We start from the raw sequence: 19,047 nt of genomic DNA, 5'->3' as shown, positions 1-19,047 counted from the left end.
CGCGCCCACCTGCCTCGGCTGACCCGTCGTCGCCTGCGCTCACTTGCCGGGCGCCATCCCGTACGGCTCGCCGCGCCGGAGGCTCTCGGCGAGCAGCACGTAGGCCGCTTGGCTCCAGAGCAGGTTGGCGTTCCAGCGCGACCGACCCGCCCCGTCGACGCGCTCGGGGAGCAGGTTCGCGCTCGTCGCCCACTCGGGGGCGTGGTGGTGGAGGTAGTCGGCGACGGCGTCCGGGTCGTGACCGCCCTGCCAGCGGACCACGTCGGCGTACGCCTCGCAGATGGGCCAGCCGCCGTCCTCGTCGACGCCGGTCGGCGTGTAGTCGTCGCCGGGGTACCGCCCCAGACACGGGGTCCGTTTGGCCCGCCAGGGCGGGCCGTCGGCGTGCTCGAGCGTCGAGCGCATCGTCTCGTCGTCGGCCGCAACGACGTTCCACGGCCAGTACGCCATGAAAACGGCCCCGTCCGGGCGGCGGTCCGCCGCCGGGGAGTCCGCGTACTCGGGGTCGCTCGCCGTGACGTAGTGGGCGCCCAACAGCCCGTCTTCCTCGAAGCAGTACGCTCGGAAGTTGCTCGCCCACGCGTCGGCGCGCTCGCGACAGCGCTCGGCGTACGCGTCGTCGCCGGCCGCCTCGGCGAGCTCGGCCATCGATCGGAGGCCGGCGATCGCCGCCGCCGAGCCCTCGGTGGTGTGGCCCCAGATCTCCTCCCACGGGTCCTGGTGACGCTTCGGGAAGCCGCCGTCGTCCCACGAGAGGAGGAAGTCGGCCGCCCGGCGGCTCATGGGGTAGTGCGCCTCCAAGAGCGCGTCGTCTCCGGTCTCCTCGTAGAGGAGCCAGTGGGCGTAGATCGGCCCCCCGACCTGGTCGAGCTGGAGCTCCCGCCAGTGGTCGCTCCCGTCCGCGTAGTAGTTCTGCCACCACGTGCCGTAGCGGTCGGTCCCCCGCTCGTCGGTCGCGTGGTCGTCGATCTGGACGTGGTCGAGCCAGTCGAGCGCGCGGCGGGCCTCGGGCGTCGCTCCGACCGCGGCGAGCGCCTGTATCATGATCACGAGGTCCCGCGGCCAGATGTAGCGGTACGAGAAGTGCTCCGGCTTGAACGCCCCGGCGATGATGCCGCCGCGGCGGTCCTGTGCGCACTTCAGGCTCGTCACGGAGAGCTCGTACAGCTCCCGGGCGGTCGCGTCCGCGGGGGGCGAACTCGAGAGGGTCTCGTGCCACGACTCCCAGAACGCCTCGAACGTGGTCCGTTCACGCTCGTACCCGGCGTCCAACGGCCAGCGGACGTTGTCGATCGCCTCCCGCTCGCTCCCGCCGAAGCCGATGCCGGTCGTCCACCGGACGTCGGTGTCGGCCCCCGCGTGGAGCCCGATCGCGGCGTCGACCTTCCCCTCGCGGCGGGTCGTCTCGGTGAGGCTCCCGTCGCCGTCGACGTAGAGGTCCTGCCACGCGCTGCGGTCGGGGCCGGAGTCGACGCCTTGGAGGCCGATCCGCTGGCCGTCGAAGGTGGTCTGCCCGGTCTCGGGGTTGCGCTGAGCGATCGCCAGGTACCGGGCCCCGTCGTGCGCGACGACGAAGTCGTAGCCGTCCTCGTGTCGGCGGACCGCTTCCTCGACGTCGTCGCCGGTCCGGGGGTCGTCCATGCCGAGGCTGGCGAGCGTGAAGAGGGAGTGGCCCCGTTCGTCCGCGAAGCGGGCACGGTTGTCGATCAAAAGCGCCGGGGCGGTCGGGCTGACGAGCACCCGCTGGTCGAGGATCGCCGCCTCGCCGTCGGGGAATCGGAACTCGTTGCGGATCTCGATCTCCGGAACGCGGCTCGAGCCGTAACCGGCGGTGCTCGCGACGGCGTCGTTCCGTACGTCGAGGACGGTCCCCGAATCGGTCCGGCTCAACAGCACGTGGATGTCGTACAGCTGCTCGACGTCGAGTCGAAACGCCGACACCTCCTCGATCAGCGTCCCGTTCCACCCCCGGTAGCCGGCCCCGGGATACTTGTTGACCGCCGCGAGCACGTTTCGACCGCCGCCGAACGGCGCACTCACGATGGCGTCTTTGTCGCTCGGACGGAGAGAGAACGACCCGTTCGGCCCCGTCATCGCCGTCTCTCCGGACGGGAGGCCCCCCGTCCACGCCGAAGTGTCATCACCGGCCTCAACGCGCAACCGCTCAAAAAGCGTTCCGCTAAGGGCGTTCCGCTAGGGGTAGGGTTATGTCCACCCCCGTCGCAACGTGAGAGAACGGGAGCACAGCCGTGCCGACGATCCTCTGTCACCACACTCACACGGCGGACTCGAACCGGGCCGAACGCGAGGTCAGGGGACACACCAACGGGATCCATCACGCGGACTACGTCTCGACGGTCGGCGCCGCCCCGCCGAACCTCGACGTGATCTTCACTCGGACCGAACACTGGCAGGCGGACCCGGCCCGGTTCGATCGCCTGGCCGAGCGCGTCGCCGCCCGCGACGGCGCGGTCGATCGGTTCGACTCCCACGTCGTCTTCGAGGTGGGCGGCAGCCGCGGGGCGGTCATCAACGGGGTCGAGACCTCCGTGGAGACCGACGACAGCCACGTGACGGTCTGCGGACTCCCAATCGAGGACCGCCCGCCGGCGCGGGCCTGCTCGCTCGACGAGCTCTGTGCCCTCGCTCGGGAGGCCGCGTGGGTCGCGCCCGCTCACCCGCTGTTCCCGGGGCTCGGGTTTCCCGACGAGCGGCTCCGTCGCTTCCTCGAACGCGTCGAGGGGGAGCCGTTCGGCGTCGCGCTCGGGTACACGACCGGCTATCCGGCCGCGTTGAACGCCCTGGCTCGCGGGCGACACACCGCCCGTCCGATCCGGGCGTACGCCCGGGAGTACGACGTGCCGCTGCTGCCGGAACTCGACTGGCACGCGCCCCTCCCGCGGACGCCGTCCGGGTTCGGCGTCGTCGACGACGAGGCGTTCGCCGCCCTCGTCGAGGGGGAGATACCGACAGCCGACCTGCTCAATTCGAGGGTGCTCAAGGCCGGACGCTGGCCGGGCGGCGTGGCGTGGACGGACTTCGTTCAGACGTTTCCCGGGGCCGTGCCGGCGCCGTTCCGCTCGTTCGCCGGCACCGCCACGCCGACCCCCGACCGGCTCCGGGCCGTTCGCGACCGGACGACCGCCGAGCTGTTCGCGCACTCGTTCTGGCGGCGGTTCTGCCGCTCTGCGTAACCGACCCCGAGACGAAAGAGCGGATCGGCACCGTGAGTGCCTTTTCGGCCCCAAATCCAGGTTTCTTTCCCACGAAATCGCGAGACATATTCCGTCGTATTTATTCTATTCATATCGAAACCGGAGAAATAACGATGATCCGACGCTGGATCAGGTCCCTCTCCCGGGCGGGTGCCCTCGTCGGAGCCCTGCTGATCGGCGTCGCCGTCGCCTCGACGCTCTTCATGGTGTTGTCGGCCGCGGACGTGGTGGACGAGGTGGTGTTGTTGGTCGTCCTCGGAGTCGGGTCCGCGACCGTCGCCACCGGCGCGGCCGTGTACGGGTACATGCAGACCGACGGAGAGTGAGACGAGTCGCGCGACCGAGCCCGCCGCGGACGGGCTCCGGGCGACCGCCGCTTGGAGGCGTCGCCTCTCGGACGCATCGGTGGTGACCATTTATACGAGGCGCTTCCGCATTGGCGGACGATGACCGAGCGAGAGTACTTCGGAACCAGCGGTATCAGGGGGCGCGTCGGCGAGGAGGTCGACGCCGACCTCGCCCTGACGGTCGGGCGCGCGCTGGCGGGCGAGACCGATCGGGTCGTCGTCGGACGGGACGCGCGCACCAGCGGCCCGACGCTCGTGGACGCGCTGGCGGCGGGGTTGACCGAGTGCGGGACGGACGTGATCGACGTCGGCGTCGCCTCGACCCCGACCGTCGCCCGCGCGATCGCGACGTGGGACGCCGACGCCGGCGTGGCGGTGACCGCCTCGCACAACCCCCCGCAGGACAACGGCCTCAAGCTGTGGCAGCCCTCCGGACAGGCGTACGACCAGTCCGGACAGGACCGCCTCGTCGAGCGGATCCGGGCCGCCGACTTCGACCGGCAGCCCTGGGACGCCCTCGGCACGCGGTCGACGCGGACGGAGGCGCGGGCGGCCCACGCCGAGGCGATCGCCGACGCGGTCGAGGTCGCGGACCCGCCGTCGGTCGTCGTCGACCTCGGCAACGGGGCGGGGGGCGTCAGCGTCGACGCGCTCGGGGCGATCGGCTGTTCGGTCGAGACGCTCAACGCCCAGCCGGACGGGCGGTTCCCGGGGCGACCCAGCGAGCCGACCGCGGAGAACTGCTCGACGCTCGCCGCGACCGTCGGCTCGACCGACGCCGACCTCGGGATCGCCCACGACGGCGACGCCGACCGCATGATGGCCGTCACCGGCGAGGGGGAGTTCGTTCCGGGGGACGTCCTGTTGGCGCTGTTCGCCCGGGACGCCGCCGGTCCGGGGGACCGTGTCGCCGTCCCCGTCGACACGAGCCTCCTCGTGGCCGACGCGCTCGCCGAAGTCGGCGCGGAGGTCGTTCGGACGCGCGTCGGCGACGTGTACGTCGCCGAGCGAACCACGGAGGAGGGCGTCGTCTTCGGCGGCGAGCCCAGCGGAGCGTGGATCTTCCCCGAGGACACGCTCTGTCCGGACGGCCCGCTGGCGGCGGCGAAGCTGGTCGAACTCGTTTCCGACGCGGGGCCCCTCGCGGAGCAGGTCGCCGACATCGAGCGGTACCCAATCCGCAGAACCACCTTCGAGGTTCGCGAGAAAGCGGCGGTCATGGAGCGGATCGGCGACGCCGTCGAGGCCGACTACGAGGACGTCGACACCCTCGACGGCGTCCGGGTCGATCTCGGAGACGCGTGGTTCCTCGTGCGCGCGAGCGGAACGGAGCCTCGCATCCGGGTCACCGCCGAGGCACGCGACCCCGAGCGGGCGGACGCCGTCTTCGAGTCCGCCTGTGAACTGGTCGAGACGTACAGCGAGGGGGAGTAAAACCGTCCCTCCAGTTCGGCCGCCTTCGGTGTCCCGGCCGGATCGATGCCCCCACCCGTTTATAAGCGAATCTCCCGTTCGGCCGCGTTCACGCCGAGAACTCGTACAGCTCGTCGCCGACGTGGTGGATCGACTCGACGACCTTCCCGCTGTCGCCGACCATCTCGTCGCCGTCGACCATCGCGCGGCCGACCGCGAGCACCTTCCCGTGGGTCTCCTCCGCGATCACGACGAGGTCGCCCTCGCGGATCGCCGCGTCGGCCTCGACGATGCCGGGACGCATCACGTCGGCACCGTCGGAGACGAACGAGATGGCGCCGGAGTCGACGGTGACGATGCCGGTCTCCGGCTCGTAGTCGTTCGCGCCCCGCACGGTGAGGAACGGCTCGTCGTCGTCGACGTAGAAGACCGCCGGCTCGCCGTCGACTAACACGAGCTCGACGTCCGCGTCCACGAACTCGACGAGCTCGAAGGCGTCCCCGTCGATGTCGACGCCGAGGTGGTCGGCGACCGCCTCGCGGATCGCCGCGATGTCGTCGCTCCGGAGGTGGTGCCGCGATTTCACTTCCATGCGGGTCAAGTCGACCGCTCGGCCGATAAATGGACCGCTCCGTCGGCGGTCGCCCGGGATCGACGTCCAGACGCCCGGGATAGACGTCCGGACGCCACGGCGACGGCCCGGTGACGCCACGGCGACGGCCCGGTGACGCCCCGTCGACGCCCCGGTGACCCCCCGGCGACATCCCGGTGCCGAGCCCGCTCGCGCGGTTGGACCGATCAAAACGGCCTTAAACCACCTCTTCTAATCCGTTCGTATGCTCAACCCGCTCATTGCGAACGTCGCGAACACGCCCGCGATCGTTCTCGGGGCGATCGCGACGCTGCTGGTCGTTTTCGTCAGCAGCCTGAAGGGGACAGGGTGGGAGCCCGCGACCGACATCTCGGACGAGGTGCTCGAACGCCGGGCGTCCGCGGTCCCCGAGACCGAGTTCCCCGAGCCCGGGAACCGCGCCATCGGCGGCGGCGGTGGCGGCGGGGCGATCCCCGCCGGGGGCGCCGAGGGCGAAGGGGGCGAACTGGAGGACGGCGAGGCCGGCGGCTCCGGTCCCGGCGACATCCCCGAAGACGAGGTCGAGTACTTCGAGGTCGAGTTCGTCAAGCAGGGCGAGACCGTCGAGCTCTCCAACGACCAGCCGATCTTAGAGCAGGGCGAAGACGAGGGGTGGGACCTCCCGTACGCCTGCCGTCAGGGCCAGTGCGTCTCCTGTGCCGGCCACATCACGGACGGCCCCTCGGAGGACTACGTCGAGCACGACAACCAGCAGATGCTCGAGGAGGCCGAGATCGACGACGGCTACACCCTGACCTGCGTCGCGTACCCCCGCGATTCGTTCTCCATCGAGACGGGCGAGGCGCCGTAGTCGTCGCGCTCTCCGCCGCGGTCCGCGGGGCTTTTCTCTTTCCTCTTCTCCCTCTCCCCTCTCTCCCTTTCTTCCTCTCTCTTCCATCCCTCCGATTCGCTTTCCGTCTCACGCACTCTCCCGTCCGCTCGCGACACCCTTTTTCGCCTCTCGACCGAACGATCGGTATGTCCCTCACCACGGTCCTCGGCGCCGGGATCGCCGCGGCCCTCGCCGCGGTCGCGGCCGCGCTCGTCTACCGCGACGCCGAGGCGGTCGGCGTCGACCTCGGATCGCCGGGCCTGTGGGCCGCCTTCGTCCTCGTCACGTCCGGCGTCGCCGCGACCACCGTCCTCCTCGTCCCCGACGCGCCGATTCCCGGCGTGCTCGTGATCGCGGCCTTGGGGCCCCTCCTCTATCTCCTCGAACGCGACGACTCGATGCACGGCGACGACCCCGCGGACCCCACTCGGCTCCCGAACGACGGAGACCGACGGGATCCGCCCGAGGAGTGACCGGTCTCTCCCGCAGGATCGACGGTGACACAGTTCCTTTCTCGCTTTCGCCGTGCTCGCAAACCGCAAGCTTCCATAGGTTCGGCCGCGAAGGCGTGGTAATGAGCGACGAGAGCGACGAAAGCCTCGCGGACCGGGTCGAGGAGTGGATGGTCGGACAGATGCCGATCATCCAGATGCACGGCGGCACGAGCGTCGTGCGCGAGGCGGACGCCGAGACCGGCGAGGTCGTCGTCGAGCTCGGCGGCACCTGCTCCGGCTGCGGAATCTCGAACATCACCGCCGACAACATCCGCCGCGACCTGATCATGGACTTCGACGAGGTGGAGAACGTGACGGTGCGGACCGCCTCCTCCGGCGACCAGGGCGCCTCCACCGTCGAGGGCGGCCGCGGCGGGGAGCTGAAACACGAGACCGAGTCCGCGAACCACTTCTGAGCGCGGCGGGCCGACCCCGCCCTCCTCCCCCTACAGCGACGTGAACGGGAGCGTCGCGAGGGTATCGGCGCCGTAATCGAGCGCGTCCGCCTGCGAGACACCGTCGGGTGTGATCAGGTCGATCACCCGCGGGGCGTTGTCGGCCGCGCCCTCGCGGGCGCCGCCGAAGACGTAGTTCTTCGCGTCGACCGCGACCGGCCGGAGGCTGCCGCGGTCCTCCGAGCCCACGACCGGGAGGACCTCCCAGTCGGAGAGGTCCGCGCCGCCGAGCGCGGACTTCGGAACGGAGAGGACCGCGACGTTCGACTCGAAGCTGACGAACACCTCCGGCGTGCCGAGGCTCGCCCCGTCGGCGTCGGCGATCCCCCTCCCGAACCCACTCGCGTCGATCCGGTACTGCCACGGGTCGGCGAACTCGGCGGTGAGTCCGATGTCGTCGAGCGCGTCCGTCCGTCCCCCGTCCGCCTCGGGATCGCGCAGGTACACGAGGAAGTAGTGCGGCGAGAAGTCGCCGCCGAACGTGTCGTACAGGTTCTCGACCTCGAACGCGAATCGGTACTCCTCGTCCGTCTCCAGCACCCGGAACGAGCGCAGGTCGAACGCGCCCTCTTGGAAATCTCCACTCGTGGGGTAGACGTACTCGCCGGGGCCGTGGTCGTCGCCGGCGGGATCGGTGAGCTCCGAGACGAGGTCGCCGGGGGCGATCGTCACGCTCTCGGACGCCAGTTCGGTGCCGCCGTCAGCCTCGCGGACCGCCACGTCGAAGGTCCCGATCCGCGAGATGTTGAAGCCGAGGTCCACCGTCTCGTCGGTCGCGTTCGGCGGGAGCCGGACGTTGTCGAGCGCGGCGACCTCGCCGTCGACGACGACCTCGACCGTGGTCCCGCCGACGAAGGGCGCGTCGTTGGAGCCGGTCCCGGTGATAAACGACTCCCCGAGGTCGGCCTCGTCGGCGATCGACACGGAGATCGTCTGTTCCGGTCGCTCGTACTCCGGGAGCCGGTTGATCTCGCGGCCCCGCGCCGGGCGCAGTTTCACCGCGGTCCCGCCGCTCGGCGCCAGCGACGCCAACAGGGTCGAACTCGGCGTGACGACCGCCTCGTCGATGCGGACCCCGGTCGGGTCAGCGTCGACGCCGGCGCCGAGCGCGTCGGAGTGGATCTCGGCGACGTACTTCGGACCGTTTCGGCCCCTCCCGTTGCCGGCGTTTCCGTCGCCGCGTCCCCGCCCATTGCCGTTTCCGCGTCCCTGCCCGTCGCCGTTGCCGCGTCCCTTCCCACCCCCGTTGCCGTTTCCGCCGTCTCGGTTCCCCTTCCCGCCCGAGTTCCCGGGCGCGAGGAAATCAAGCGGCACGTCGACCGCCCGGCCGTCGCCGTCGGTCATGACCCCGAGGTACCACTCGTCGCCGTATCGGCGCGCGATCGCGAGGTACTCGCCGATCGCGGAGCCGACGACGCGGGTCTCGTCCCAGCCGGCCGCCGGGACCGACTCGATGAACCCGAACTCCGGCTCGGCGTCGAAGTTCTCGCTGTCGGGCTCGTACCCCTCGTACTCTGCCGGGACCGGGGAGGGCTCGCCCGACTCCGTGACCGCGACCGCGTTGAGGTTGAAGCCGCCGACGTCACCGGTGAACCCGTTCTCGTCCTCCGCGTAGTCGAGTTCGATCGCAATCTCGTTGTCGCCCGCGGTCAACTCGACCTCGGTCGTGAACACGTCCCAGTCGTCCCAGTAGTCGGTGAACTCGGGCTCGATCGTCCGGCTGCCGTCGTTGACACGCAGCGTCGCGCGGGGGCCGCCCGCGCCGATCACCCGTCCCGCGTTCTCCTCCGGGGCGCTCGCGTACCGGAGGTGGAGGTCGTAGGTCCCCGCCGCCGGCACGTCGCGGACCGTGAAGGAGACCGACGACCCGCTCGGCGCGCGGTTGGGGTCGACCGCGACGAAGTTGGTCCCGAACGCGTTCCGCCACGAGTCGTCGGTGACGAGTCCGTCGAGCTCGCCGGCAGCGGCCTGGAGCGCTTCGCCGACCTCGAACGTCTCGTCGACGTACGCCTCGATGCGGTCGGCGGCCATCTGGAGCCCGCTGAGGTAGGTCGGGTACATCGCGAGCTGCTTCGCGCGGGTCGTCTGGACCTGGTCGCCGCGGTCGTCGCCGAAGGTGATGTCGAAGATGCCCGGCTGGAAGCTCACCGGCCCCGCGAGGTTTCGCGTGAACGGAAGCGTGACGTGGTGGTCGCGGCCGACGTTCGACCCGAGCTGGCCGAACCCGTCGTACTCCTGGGCCTTCACCACCTCGCGGTTGGCCACGTTCGGGTAGGTGCGGATCTCGCCGGTCGGCTTGATCCCCTCGTGGATCTCCAGCAGCTGGCGGTTCGCGGCGGCCTCGCGGATCACCAGCCGGTGGTGGTTCACCGCGAGCTGGTTGTGCTGGTTGTGGGTCGGCTCGGCGCCGTCGCCGTCGATCCCGAGCCCGGGGTCGGAGACGTAGCCGTTCTTGATCGAGCCGATCCCCTGGCTCTCGTACCCCGCGAACACGTCCTCGTCGACGACCGCGGACTCGTACTGCGGGAGGTTCCCGGCGGTCTCGTTGTGGATCGTCATCTCGACCGGGTCGGACAGGGCGGCGCCGAAGCCGGTCACCTCGGGTACGTCGAAGTCCGGGTACGAGTCGCCGACGCCGAACCCGAACCCGCTCCCGTCGCCGGGGTAGGTGTCCCACCCCTCGTTCCACCCCTCGACGAGCACGCTGTCGATGCCGTTCTCGCTCGCGAACCGCATGTACCGCTTCATCCGCTCGGTCCGGGCGCCGTGGGTGTAGGCCGCCGGATTGCCCCCCTCGCCCGCGATCGCGTCGTCCGACCTGTACTCCCAGTTGGCCGACCCGGCGATCATCGTCCACCAGATGCCGACGTACTTCCGGGGCTCGATCCAGCTCGTGTCCGCCTCGCCCCCCACCGCCGGCAGCGCCGACTCGTCGAGGGGGTCGGAGAGCAGGGGGACGAGCTGCGACTCGATCAGCTCGCCCGGCCGGTCGACGAGCTGGATCGTCCGCCACGGCGTGGTCGCCGGCAGTTCCAGCGACGCCTTCGTCCCGTCGGGAAGGGGAGTGAGCTCGGTACCGAAGGCGGTCCCGCCGTCGCCGCCGCGGGGGGCGAGCGTCGCCGCGGCGTAGTCGTCGAGGTTCGCCTCGTGGACGCTCAGGTACGCGCCGTCGCCGTCGCCGCTGGCGTCGACGGTGAGGGGCGTGTGCGCGCCCGTCCGGATCGGCGTCCCGGTCGGCCGCGTCTCTCGGGTCCCGCCCGGTATCTCCGAGAGGGGCGTCTCCGCGTACTCCTGTTCGAACCGCGGGTTGGTCACCTCGTTCGCGATCCACCACGCGTCGTAGTCGTCCGCGAACGCCACGCCCGTGTTCTCCGCCTCGATCACCGCCCGATCCTGGTTGCTCGCGAACCCCTCACCGAGGACGACCCGCAGCCCGATCCCGTCGTCGAAGACGCGGATCTGGAGGGTGGCGCTACGCCCGTCGGTCTCCGTCTCGCTCTCGCCGCCGGACTCACCCTCACCGCCCGCTTCCGCGAGCCCGACGCTGAGCTGTTCGTACGCCGCGGACACCTCGTCGAACGCGCCCCAGACGGGCTCCCACGCCTCGGTCGCCGTCTCGCGCTCGGTGCCGGTGACGGTCAGGGGAACGTCTCCCTCCCCCTCCCCGCCGCCGGCCGCCGACGCCCCGAACGCCGGCTGGTTCCGGAAGTCGAACCCGAGCGCCGACGGCTCGACGTAGGTCGTCCCGCCGCGGGCGACCTCGTAGGTCGGGATCCCGTCGGCGACGTCGACCGTCACCGCGATCGACCCGTCCGGCGACGAGACGGTCTGAACCGGGTCGTCGTCCCCGTTTGCGACCCGCGCCGCGTCGTCGGCCGACACGTCCCGCGAGTAGGCGGCCGCGGCCACGAGCGCCCCCACGCCCCCGAGGAACCCTCGCCGCGTCGATTCGCCAAACGTTTGCTGTGATTCTTTCTCACGCATCCTACCGACACGTGAATACGGTGAACAATAATGTTATTGTAAGGATCTGATGTGATTGGATTTCGAAACGATCGAGTCGAAATCGCGTACCGGGGCCGCTCGCGACGCGGTCTCCGTCTTCGACGTAGCGGCCCTACCGTGCGTCTGGCTTCGACGCGTCCGTCTCCGCCGTGTCCGCCGCCGACGCGTCGGCCGCCTACAGCGCGTTCTCCAGCGCCGACGCCACGCTCCGCGCCTTCTCCGCGAGCGGTTCCGGCACCTCGCCGGCCGCCTCCGCCTCTCGCAGCTCGTCGTCGTCGACGCGCTCGACGCTCCCGTCCGGGCGCTTCACCACGTCGACGTGGAGGTCCACGTAGCGGGCGGCGTTCGGGAACACCTCGACCGGAGTGCAGACGTTGACGTAGGTCCCGCGCACCGCCCCGTCGCGCCCGCGGTACGTGGTCGGGTACCACCACCGGCCCTCCTTCAGGCTCGTCTCGGCGACGTCGCCGGCCTCACGGGGCACGTCCAGCCCGTCGTAGGTGCCGCCGCCGGTCATCTCCCGTTCGACCGTCACCGACCCGTCGGCGTCGACCGCGGTCACCGTCGCCTCGCCGAGCGTGATCAGCCGCCCGTCTGGCTTGCCGTGTTCGAGGCGGAGCGCGTCGCCCTCGGCCGGCCCGAACGCGTCCGTCACGACCCCGAACGGGAACGCGGCGTCCGGGTCGGGCTCGCAGAGCGCCTCAGCGAGGTCGACGCCCGCGGACGCGTCCGCCGACCCCGCCTTCACGCGGTGGTGGCCCGGCATCGTCGCGGCCACCTCGCGGCGCCGGTCGTCGAGCGCGAACCGGCTCTCGCGCCCGAACCACACCCAGACGCCGGCGTTCGGGGTCGCCAGCGGCGCCTCGCGGACGAGGTCCGAGCCGTCGAGGACGCCGGCGCCGCCCGCCGCGTCGACGGCGTCGTCGAGCCCCTCCGCGGCCGCGACCGCCCGGTCGAGCCCGGCCTCGAGCGCCTCGGTGTCCGCGTCGACCGCGGGCGGCTTCCAGACGGCGCGCCACCCGTCCGGCGGCTCCAACCCGAGCAGGTCGAGCATCCCCGACAGCTCCCGGGCGGCCTCGTCGTTCCGCACGTCGACGCGGGTGCCCGAGCCGGGTTCGAGCGCGACGAGCCCGCCGCCCGCCCGGAGCGACCCGTCCAGCTCCGGGCGGCGGTCCGTCCACGGCGCCGCGGACTCGCGGACCTGCACCCGGACCGAATCGCCCGTCTCGACCCGGTCGTCGACGCTCCCGTACGGGAGGTATCCCTCGGCGGTCTCTCCGGCGCCGTCGCCGCTTTCGCTCCCGCCGACGCGAAGCCGCACGGCCGCCCCGCCGCCGAGCGTCTCGGTCACCTCGCCGTCGAGGACGGTTCCGGGCGGGGTCGGATCGGCCCACGCCAGCGCGTCGAGCCCCGCACCGGTCAGGAGGTCGCGGAGGGCCGCCACCGCCTCGGGGTCGCCGTGCGCGCCGACACCCTGCCGGTCCTCTGTCGTCGCGATCCGCGCGTCCGGCGGGTCGCTTCCGAACTCGGCGTCGAAGCGCCGTCGGATCGGCGGCGAGGCGTCGACGACCTCGTGGCCCGCGTCGAGCAGGACTTCGGTGAGCGCCGTCGCGTAGATGCCGCGTACGCGGGCCTTCATAGCTCGTCGCGATCGCGCGCGAACCGGACGCGGTCGTGGACGGTCGCGCCGAGCGAGAGTTCGATGAGGACGGGCATCTCGTCGCCGCCGTCCTCCTTGCTGTCTCCCCCTACCGCGTCGTCGCCTCCCGCCTCCGCCGTCCGCAACACCCGCCCGCCCTCGACCGGGACGCCCCACCCGTCGAGCGAGAGGTAGCCGCGGAGGTCGCTCCCGTGGGTGAACAGGTCGACGTCGGCGGTCGCGTGCTCCTGCGTCTCGGCGGTGCTGTGGGCCATCTCCATGTCGGAGTAGTAGGGTCCGTCCGGCGCGAAGAACGCCCGGAGCCGGTCGGCGTCCTCGTCGACGAGCTCGGTGACCCGGTCGGACGCGGACGCGATCGCGTCCGCGTCGAGGCCCGCCTCGCGGAGGGCCCGCTGGGTCCGTGAATCGAAGTGCATACCGCCCCTTCGGTCGCCGCGGTTTCAATCCTGTCGGGTCGTCGCGTCGGGGCAACGCGACCGTGCGATCGCGACCGGGCGCTCGCGACCGCCCTGGCCCCGACTCCCGCCACGGCTTAAGTCCCCCCGGTCCGAACCTCGGGGCATGCCATCTCGGTCGGACCCGGTCGAGTCGCGCGCCGACGACGACCGCGACCTCTACGACATCGCCACGTGGGAGGAGCGAACCTCCCTCGACGGGCTCTCCGTCGCGCTCCACTGGCTCATCACCCGGTCGGCGAAGGCGCTCGTCGTGTTCGTCGCACTCTTAGGGCTCCTCGCGATCCTCGGCTCGTTCGGGCTCGGGCTCGTCTTCGACCCGGCGGTCGCGATGCTCGTCGGGCTCTCCGCGGTCCCGGCGCTCGGGCTCGCCGCGTACGTGTACGTGTCCGACGTGACGACCGGGGAGCCGCTCTCGCTCCTGGTGGCGACGTTCCTGCTGTCGATCCTGACCGCGACGTTCGCGGCGGTCCTCAACAGCGAGCTCCAACCCTTCTTCAACCCGCTCGGCTTCCCCGGCCTCGTGCTCTTCTTCTTCCTGATCGTCGGCCCCGTCGAGGAGTCGGTGAAGCTGCTCGCGGTGCGGCTGTACGCGTACACCGACGCCCGGTTCGACGCCGTCATCGACGGGGCCGTGTACGGCGCCATCGCCGGGCTCGGCTTCGTCGTCATCGAGAACCTGGTGTACATCGCACAGAACGTCGAGCTCGGAGAGCTGACGCTCGGCGTCGCCGTGCTGGGGGCGGGAGACGGGATCGCCGCGCTCCGGGCGCTCGCCGGGCCGGGCCACGTCATCTACTCCGCGTTCGCGGGGTACTACCTCGGGCTCGCCAAGTTCAACCCGGAGCACCGCGGGCCGATCGTCGTGAAGGGGCTCGTCATCGCCGCCGCGATCCACGCGCTGTACAACTCGCTCGTCGGCCCGGTCACCACGGTGCTCTCGCTGGCGACCGGGCTGCCGCAGGTCGTCTCCCTGTTCGTCTTCGTGCTCCTCTTCCAGGGGGCGTTCGGGTACGTCCTCGTGCGGAAGCTCCGCCGGTACCGGGACGCGTACGTCGAGACGCGCGACGCGATCGATCCGGAGTTCGAGCCCGAAATGACCGAGTTCGAGGACTGATCGGGGTCGCTGCTGATCCGTCGCTTCCGACTCCCCCGCTCACCCCGGGGGCGACTCCACCCGCGACCGGTCGCCCGTGCCGCCGGTGAGCGCGCTCGCGAGCGCCCCCTTCACCACCACCTCGTCGCCGAGCTCGGTGAGGCGCACCTCGGGGACGTTGATGAACACCATGTCCGCGAGCTTCTCGCGGATCGGGTCGAGCACCCGATCGGGGTTGTTGAGCGCGACCGCGCCGCCGATCGTCACGACCAGCGGGGCGTACGCGTGGATGACGTTGGCGACGCCCATCGCGTTCCAGTGGGCGACCTGCTCGATCACGTGGTCGGCGAAGGTGTCCTCGCCGGCCGCCTCGAACACGTCGACCGCGGAGAAGTCGGGGTCCTCGATCGGCAGCGAGGTCTCGATCGGGTCCTCCTCGTGGAGCTCGCGCGCGTACTTCGGGATGTTGTTCCCCGAGCAGTACCCCTCCCAGTGGCCGTCGAGCCCGCAGCCGCAGGTCATGAACCCGTGCGGGTCGACGGTCATGTGTCCGACCTCCCCGGCGTTGCCGTCCCAGCCCGAGAGCACGTTGCCGTCGACGGCGACGCCCGCGCCGATCCCCGAGGAGATGGTGAGATACACCATGTCGTCGGGGTTGCGCTCGGAGTGGAACCGCTCGCCGATGACGCCCGCGATGGTGTCGTTGTGGAGGTGGACCTCGTCGGTCTCCAACAGCTGCGACACCGGCCCGACGAGGGGGATCCGCTCGACGGTGTCCGGGAGGTTCGCCGGCCCCTGCACGACGCCGGCCGCGAGGTCGAGCGGACCGATCGACCCGATCCCGGCCGCGACGGCTGCGGTCGGGTCGATCCCGGCGGCATCGCACGCGCCCCGGACCACGCCGAGGACGGCCTCGGTGACCGCGATCCCGTTCGGGCCGCGCGGGGTCCCTCGCGAGTCGGACCCGAGAATGGTCGCGGTCTCGTCGCCGACGACCGCTCGGACGTTCGTCGCTCCGAGGTCGACGCCCACGTAGTACATCGGATAAACGCGCGGACCGGTGTCACTTAAGCGGGACGCTTCGGAGGACACGCGCCGCGGGGGACCGCTTCCCATATCGCTGACGTGCGCTTCACGCCTCGAAAAGACGATTCCCCGACTACGACGCCGAACGCACGAACGTCACCGGACACGGCGACGAGAGGATGACCTCCTGGGCGACGCTCCCGAAGACGGCCTTCCCGGTCGGCGACCGGCGGCGTCCGCCGACGACGACCCGATCCGCGTCGACCGCCGACGCCGCCTCGACGACCTCGTCGGCGTGGTCGCCGACCGCGCCGCGGATCGTGTGCGACACGCCGGCCTCGTCGAGCGCCATCGAGAGCTCCCGCGTGGTCGTGTGCCGCTCGGCGACGGCGTCGGGAGTCGACTTCTCGCTCGTCTCCTCGATACCCAACCGGGACTTGACCCCCTCGAACTCCTCGTCGCTGAACACGTGGGTCAACACGATCTCCGCGCCCGCGGGCTCGGCCACCGCGATGGCCTCCTCCGCGAGCCGCTCGGCCCGCTCTTCGTCTTCTGTTCCGACCGCCAACACGACTGTCTCGATGCTCATACCTCTCCTTGTCCCCTCGACGGCTTAAAACCTCCGAACAATTTACTCGATTCCGAATAAACTTTCTCACCGATCGATCCTGACACTCGCCCGATCGGCGGAGCCGCGGCTCGCGAGGCGTCGAAAATCGCCGAAAACCGGGCGTCTCCCCTCAGTAGTCGGGCGCGTCGTCCTCGACTTCGCGCTTCAGCGAGTCGCGGCGGGACTTCGCGTCGCGGCCGGTCGCCTCCAAGAGGAACTCGTTTTTCGCGTCGACCGCGTCGGCGGCGGCGTCAGCGTTCCCCTCCGCGATCACGTCCTCGGCGGGGCGCTCCTCGAAGTGGACCGCGAGCTTGTCCTTCTTGCTGCCGTACTCGGCCGCGCCGGCGACGATGCGGTCGAACACGGGGTTGTCCGGGTCCTCGACGACGTACAGTTCGTGGCCCTCCCACTCTTCGGTGCCGGTGACCTCGCCGAAGTACTCCTCGATGGAGCCTTTCAGGTCCGGCATGCGGTCGTCCAGATGCTCGCCGCGGCGCATCTTGTACTCCTTCATGCCGCGTTCGTTCGACAGGGGGCCGTAAACCAGTTTCGTCACGGGGTCTTCGCCCGGTTCGCCGGGGGATCGAGCGAACCGGTCGACGGGCGCTCGGGGAGGGGCGCTCGGGGACGGGAGAACTCGCGGGGTCCGCGCTCAGAGCGGTCGCTCGTCGACGTAGCCGCGCTTGCACTCGGGACAGATGTCGCCGGCGCGCATGGAGTTACCGTCGGCGGCGCGGGTCATCTCGCACTCGGGACAGTAGTACTCCGTCGTCACCTCCGAGCTCGACGTCTCGAGATCGGGGCTCTCGCCGCGGGTGATTCCGGTCCCCTCGTCGACCGCCCCGCCGGTCTCCTCCGGGTCGTCGATCCCGCCGGACCCGCCCGCCGTCCGCGCCGGCGCCTCGACGTACTCCGCGTCCTCGTCGTCTGCCGGCGCGTCGGCCGCCTCCGGCGTGAGCCCGCCGCCGAACTCCACGTCGCCCGCGCCGCCCTCGCCGACCTCGGCGCTGAACCCCTCGTCCTCGCCGCCGTGTTCGGGCCACGGGGTCGCCTCGCCGTCGCCCTCGTCCGACTCGTCCACGTCGGGCCACGCGCCGCGCTCGCGGTCGTCCGCGTCGTCTCCCTCCTCGTCGAGGATCACGCCGTCGTCGGTCTCCGCGCGCTCCTCGTCGGCGGGCGCGTCCGCGGTCTCGGCCTCCGGGTAGGCCGCGTACTCGCCCTCGTCGCGTTCGAGGCCGTCGCCGTCGCCACGGTCGCCCTCTCGGTCCCCGGCGTCGTCGGCCGACGGACCGCCGCCGATCAGCTCCGCGTCGTCGCCCTCGGCGGACGCGCCCGCGTCGAGGTCCGCTTCCGTCGCCGCGGGCTCGGCGTCGGCCGACCCGGGCGCGGAACCGCCGGGCGCCTCGTCGGCGCCCCCGACGTCGTCGTCGATGATCACGGCGTCGTCGATATCGTCCCCGTCGTCGCCGATTCCGTCTCCGTCGTCGAGCCCGACCGCGGCCGCGGTCCCCGCGTCGGGTCCGACTTCGACGCCGTCGGAGCCGCCCTCACCGACGCCGGGTCCGGGCGTCTCGCGCTCGGGGCCGGTGTCGGGCGCCGTCGGCTCGTCGCCGGCGGCGGCGGCCTCGTCGGTCAGCTGCTCCATCGTCGTGACCTCGGTGTTCTCGCTGACCACCTGCGTCTCGCCGCAGCGAGCGCAGGTCTTCACCTCGGTGACGGTGGTGACGACCTCGTTCCCGTCCTCCTCGCGCTCGCGCCGTAGTTCGGGCTCGTCGAAATCGTGCCCGAGCAGACACCTGAGTCCCATTACGCTTCACCTGCGGTTCCGAGGGTAAAAAACGCCCCGTCCGGCGTCCGACGCCCGGCAGACGGGAGCCGAGGCGGGTCGCTACCCTCCCGTCGCCGCTCCCGACGATTCTTTGTGGTTCGCTCGCGTACCACTCGATCGTCCATGCCGACCGTATCCTACCAAGGCGAGGAGATCGAGTGCGAGGAAGGGGCGATCCTCCGCGACGTGCTCAAAGAGGCCGGCCTCTCCGTGTACAACGGCAAGATGAAGCAGCTCAACTGCCGGGGGGCGGGGTCGTGTGGGTCCTGCGCCGTCCAGGTCGACGGCGAGGTCAGCGAACCCGGCAAAAAGGAGAAGCTCCGTCTCTGGGCCCCGCCGCACCACCCGAGCCACGACGTGCGCCTCGCCTGCCAAGTCCGCGTCGAGGGAGACGTCGAGGTGACGAAGGGACGCGGGCTGTTCGGACAGCACGTCTGAGTCGGCCGTTACGCCGCTCATTGTCCAATCCGAAGCGGGCCGGCGCTACCGCTTGTCGCCGCGCGCCACCGATCCTTCCGTTCCGTCGGGATCGGCGGCAGCGACGCTCAGTGTCGTAATAAGAACCCGCGTCGGACGTGAATCCGGGGGCGGGCAGAAGTCTCGTTGTCGCGTGTCAGAGTCGCGTTCGGCGTCAGCCGGACCGACCCACCGTATCGGATCGGCTTACTGCCGAACGACGTTGGACGCGCGCGGCCCCTTGGGCGAGGACTCGATGTCGAACTCGAGCTCCTGGCCCTCTTCGAGGTCCGGCCCTTCGACGTCTTCCATGTGGAAGAACACGTCGTCGTCAGCGTCGTCAGTCTCAATAAATCCGTAGCCGCCAGTGTCGTTGAAGAAATCAACCTTTCCGGTCGCCATTGCATCCTAACGGACGCCCCCTCGGAAGATAAGGATTGCGAGTGTACAGTTACCACGAGTGTATCCGGACAATCGTTCCTGTTTCTAGCGACTATCGAGACGATCGGTGACCGTACACGCGG

The 19,047-nt window shown here is 70.8% G+C and carries 18 protein-coding genes; 8 read left to right on the top strand and 10 right to left on the bottom strand.

Features of this window, described 5'->3' with window-relative positions:
• Window positions 1-39: 39 nt before the first annotated feature.
• A complete protein-coding gene (locus tag CK500_RS02550) occupies window positions 40-2,094 on the bottom strand; it encodes a glycoside hydrolase family 15 protein (RefSeq protein ID WP_233138649.1) in 2,055 nt (684 codons plus the stop codon).
• Between the two features lie 155 nt (window positions 2,095-2,249).
• Here CK500_RS02550 and CK500_RS02545 point away from each other — a divergent pair, with 155 nt between their 5' ends.
• The 3 genes from CK500_RS02545 (at window position 2,250) to glmM (ending at window position 4,996) form a co-directional block, all read left to right on the top strand.
• A complete protein-coding gene (locus CK500_RS02545; protein WP_095635677.1) occupies window positions 2,250-3,194 on the top strand; it encodes a hypothetical protein in 945 nt (314 codons plus the stop codon).
• Window positions 3,195-3,328: 134 nt separating this feature from the next.
• Window positions 3,329-3,541 (top strand): hypothetical protein, encoded by a 213-nt coding sequence (locus CK500_RS02540; protein ID WP_095635676.1) that lies wholly within the window; start codon window positions 3,329-3,331, stop codon window positions 3,539-3,541.
• Window positions 3,542-3,661: 120 nt separating this feature from the next.
• On the top strand, window positions 3,662-4,996 hold the full coding sequence (gene glmM, locus CK500_RS02535) for a phosphoglucosamine mutase (protein ID WP_095635675.1): 1,335 nt from the start codon (window positions 3,662-3,664) through the stop codon (window positions 4,994-4,996).
• Window positions 4,997-5,084: 88 nt separating this feature from the next.
• On the opposite strand, the gene CK500_RS02530 is transcribed toward glmM, so the two are convergent.
• A complete protein-coding gene (locus CK500_RS02530) occupies window positions 5,085-5,567 on the bottom strand; it encodes an RNA-binding protein (RefSeq protein ID WP_095635674.1) in 483 nt (160 codons plus the stop codon).
• Between the two features lie 244 nt (window positions 5,568-5,811).
• Between CK500_RS02530 and CK500_RS02525 the strand changes: the two genes are divergently transcribed.
• The 3 genes from CK500_RS02525 (at window position 5,812) to CK500_RS02515 (ending at window position 7,348) form a co-directional block, all read left to right on the top strand.
• On the top strand, window positions 5,812-6,417 hold the full coding sequence (locus CK500_RS02525) for a 2Fe-2S iron-sulfur cluster-binding protein (protein ID WP_095635673.1): 606 nt from the start codon (window positions 5,812-5,814) through the stop codon (window positions 6,415-6,417).
• Window positions 6,418-6,584: 167 nt separating this feature from the next.
• Complete coding sequence (locus CK500_RS02520) at window positions 6,585-6,911, top strand: hypothetical protein (RefSeq protein ID WP_095635672.1); 327 nt, start codon at window positions 6,585-6,587, stop codon at window positions 6,909-6,911.
• A gap of 101 nt (window positions 6,912-7,012) precedes the next feature.
• On the top strand, window positions 7,013-7,348 hold the full coding sequence (locus CK500_RS02515; RefSeq protein ID WP_095635671.1) for a NifU family protein: 336 nt from the start codon (window positions 7,013-7,015) through the stop codon (window positions 7,346-7,348).
• A 30-nt stretch (window positions 7,349-7,378) separates the two neighbouring features.
• Here CK500_RS02515 and CK500_RS02510 read toward each other — a convergent pair whose 3' ends face one another.
• The 3 genes from CK500_RS02510 to CK500_RS02500 all read right to left on the bottom strand — a co-directional run bounded on the left by CK500_RS02510 (window position 7,379) and on the right by CK500_RS02500 (window position 13,468).
• A complete protein-coding gene (locus CK500_RS02510; RefSeq protein ID WP_394338249.1) occupies window positions 7,379-11,371 on the bottom strand; it encodes a glycoside hydrolase family 97 catalytic domain-containing protein in 3,993 nt (1,330 codons plus the stop codon).
• Between the two features lie 196 nt (window positions 11,372-11,567).
• On the bottom strand, window positions 11,568-13,031 hold the full coding sequence (locus tag CK500_RS02505; protein ID WP_095635669.1) for a DUF402 domain-containing protein: 1,464 nt from the start codon (window positions 13,029-13,031) through the stop codon (window positions 11,568-11,570).
• Window positions 13,028-13,468, bottom strand: a complete 441-nt coding sequence (locus CK500_RS02500) for a DUF7532 family protein (RefSeq protein WP_095635668.1) — start codon at window positions 13,466-13,468, stop codon at window positions 13,028-13,030. The genes CK500_RS02505 and CK500_RS02500 overlap by 4 nt, the downstream gene beginning before the upstream one ends.
• Window positions 13,469-13,613: 145 nt before the next feature.
• On the opposite strand from CK500_RS02500, the gene CK500_RS02495 reads away from it, so the two are divergent.
• Window positions 13,614-14,624: a PrsW family intramembrane metalloprotease gene (locus tag CK500_RS02495; RefSeq protein ID WP_095635667.1), complete on the top strand. Its 1,011-nt coding sequence runs from the start codon at window positions 13,614-13,616 to the stop codon at window positions 14,622-14,624.
• A 39-nt stretch (window positions 14,625-14,663) separates the two neighbouring features.
• Here the strand turns inward: CK500_RS02495 and CK500_RS02490 are convergent, their stop codons facing one another.
• The 4 genes from CK500_RS02490 to CK500_RS02475 all read right to left on the bottom strand — a co-directional run bounded on the left by CK500_RS02490 (window position 14,664) and on the right by CK500_RS02475 (window position 18,046).
• On the bottom strand, window positions 14,664-15,644 hold the full coding sequence (locus CK500_RS02490; protein WP_095635666.1) for an ROK family protein: 981 nt from the start codon (window positions 15,642-15,644) through the stop codon (window positions 14,664-14,666).
• Between the two features lie 118 nt (window positions 15,645-15,762).
• Window positions 15,763-16,218 (bottom strand): universal stress protein, encoded by a 456-nt coding sequence (locus tag CK500_RS02485; protein WP_095635665.1) that lies wholly within the window; start codon window positions 16,216-16,218, stop codon window positions 15,763-15,765.
• A 151-nt stretch (window positions 16,219-16,369) separates the two neighbouring features.
• Window positions 16,370-16,753 (bottom strand): DUF5611 family protein, encoded by a 384-nt coding sequence (locus CK500_RS02480; RefSeq protein WP_095635664.1) that lies wholly within the window; start codon window positions 16,751-16,753, stop codon window positions 16,370-16,372.
• Window positions 16,754-16,891: 138 nt separating this feature from the next.
• The gene (locus CK500_RS02475) at window positions 16,892-18,046 is read right to left on the bottom strand and encodes a DUF7093 family protein (protein WP_095635663.1); all 1,155 of its coding nucleotides are present in this window, start codon (window positions 18,044-18,046) and stop codon (window positions 16,892-16,894) included.
• A 144-nt stretch (window positions 18,047-18,190) separates the two neighbouring features.
• Here CK500_RS02475 and CK500_RS02470 point away from each other — a divergent pair, with 144 nt between their 5' ends.
• Window positions 18,191-18,505: a 2Fe-2S iron-sulfur cluster-binding protein gene (locus CK500_RS02470; RefSeq protein ID WP_095635662.1), complete on the top strand. Its 315-nt coding sequence runs from the start codon at window positions 18,191-18,193 to the stop codon at window positions 18,503-18,505.
• 225 nt (window positions 18,506-18,730) lie between these two features.
• On the opposite strand, the gene CK500_RS02465 is transcribed toward CK500_RS02470, so the two are convergent.
• Window positions 18,731-18,925, bottom strand: coding sequence for a cold-shock protein (locus tag CK500_RS02465; RefSeq protein ID WP_004048101.1), 195 nt, complete (start codon window positions 18,923-18,925; stop codon window positions 18,731-18,733).
• Window positions 18,926-19,047: the final 122 nt, after the last annotated feature.

The sequence above is a fragment of the Halorubrum salipaludis genome (assembly GCF_002286985.1).
Taxonomy (GTDB): Archaea; Halobacteriota; Halobacteria; order Halobacteriales; family Haloferacaceae; genus Halorubrum; species Halorubrum salipaludis.
Note: the sequence above shows the minus strand (reverse complement) of the source record. Positions and strands in the feature narration are given on the sequence as shown.

Excerpts from the sequence above, each read along its gene's own strand:
- CK500_RS02550 (WP_233138649.1), bottom strand. The coding sequence starts at position 2,094 with ATGACGGGGCCGAACGGGTCGTTCTCTCTCCGTCCGAGCGACAAAGAC.
- CK500_RS02540 (WP_095635676.1), top strand. The coding sequence starts at position 3,329 with ATGATCCGACGCTGGATCAGGTCCCTCTCCCGGGCGGGTGCCCTCGTC.
- glmM (WP_095635675.1), top strand. The coding sequence starts at position 3,662 with ATGACCGAGCGAGAGTACTTCGGAACCAGCGGTATCAGGGGGCGCGTC.
- CK500_RS02530 (WP_095635674.1), bottom strand. The coding sequence starts at position 5,567 with ATGGAAGTGAAATCGCGGCACCACCTCCGGAGCGACGACATCGCGGCG.
- CK500_RS02525 (WP_095635673.1), top strand. The coding sequence starts at position 5,812 with ATGCTCAACCCGCTCATTGCGAACGTCGCGAACACGCCCGCGATCGTT.
- CK500_RS02520 (WP_095635672.1), top strand. The coding sequence starts at position 6,585 with ATGTCCCTCACCACGGTCCTCGGCGCCGGGATCGCCGCGGCCCTCGCC.
- CK500_RS02515 (WP_095635671.1), top strand. The coding sequence starts at position 7,013 with ATGAGCGACGAGAGCGACGAAAGCCTCGCGGACCGGGTCGAGGAGTGG.
- CK500_RS02510 (WP_394338249.1), bottom strand. The coding sequence starts at position 11,371 with ATGCGTGAGAAAGAATCACAGCAAACGTTTGGCGAATCGACGCGGCGA.
- CK500_RS02505 (WP_095635669.1), bottom strand. The coding sequence starts at position 13,031 with ATGAAGGCCCGCGTACGCGGCATCTACGCGACGGCGCTCACCGAAGTC.
- CK500_RS02500 (WP_095635668.1), bottom strand. The coding sequence starts at position 13,468 with ATGCACTTCGATTCACGGACCCAGCGGGCCCTCCGCGAGGCGGGCCTC.
- CK500_RS02495 (WP_095635667.1), top strand. The coding sequence starts at position 13,614 with ATGCCATCTCGGTCGGACCCGGTCGAGTCGCGCGCCGACGACGACCGC.
- CK500_RS02490 (WP_095635666.1), bottom strand. The coding sequence starts at position 15,644 with ATGTACTACGTGGGCGTCGACCTCGGAGCGACGAACGTCCGAGCGGTC.
- CK500_RS02485 (WP_095635665.1), bottom strand. The coding sequence starts at position 16,218 with ATGAGCATCGAGACAGTCGTGTTGGCGGTCGGAACAGAAGACGAAGAG.
- CK500_RS02480 (WP_095635664.1), bottom strand. The coding sequence starts at position 16,753 with ATGAAGGAGTACAAGATGCGCCGCGGCGAGCATCTGGACGACCGCATG.
- CK500_RS02475 (WP_095635663.1), bottom strand. The coding sequence starts at position 18,046 with ATGGGACTCAGGTGTCTGCTCGGGCACGATTTCGACGAGCCCGAACTA.
- CK500_RS02470 (WP_095635662.1), top strand. The coding sequence starts at position 18,191 with ATGCCGACCGTATCCTACCAAGGCGAGGAGATCGAGTGCGAGGAAGGG.
- CK500_RS02465 (WP_004048101.1), bottom strand. The coding sequence starts at position 18,925 with ATGGCGACCGGAAAGGTTGATTTCTTCAACGACACTGGCGGCTACGGA.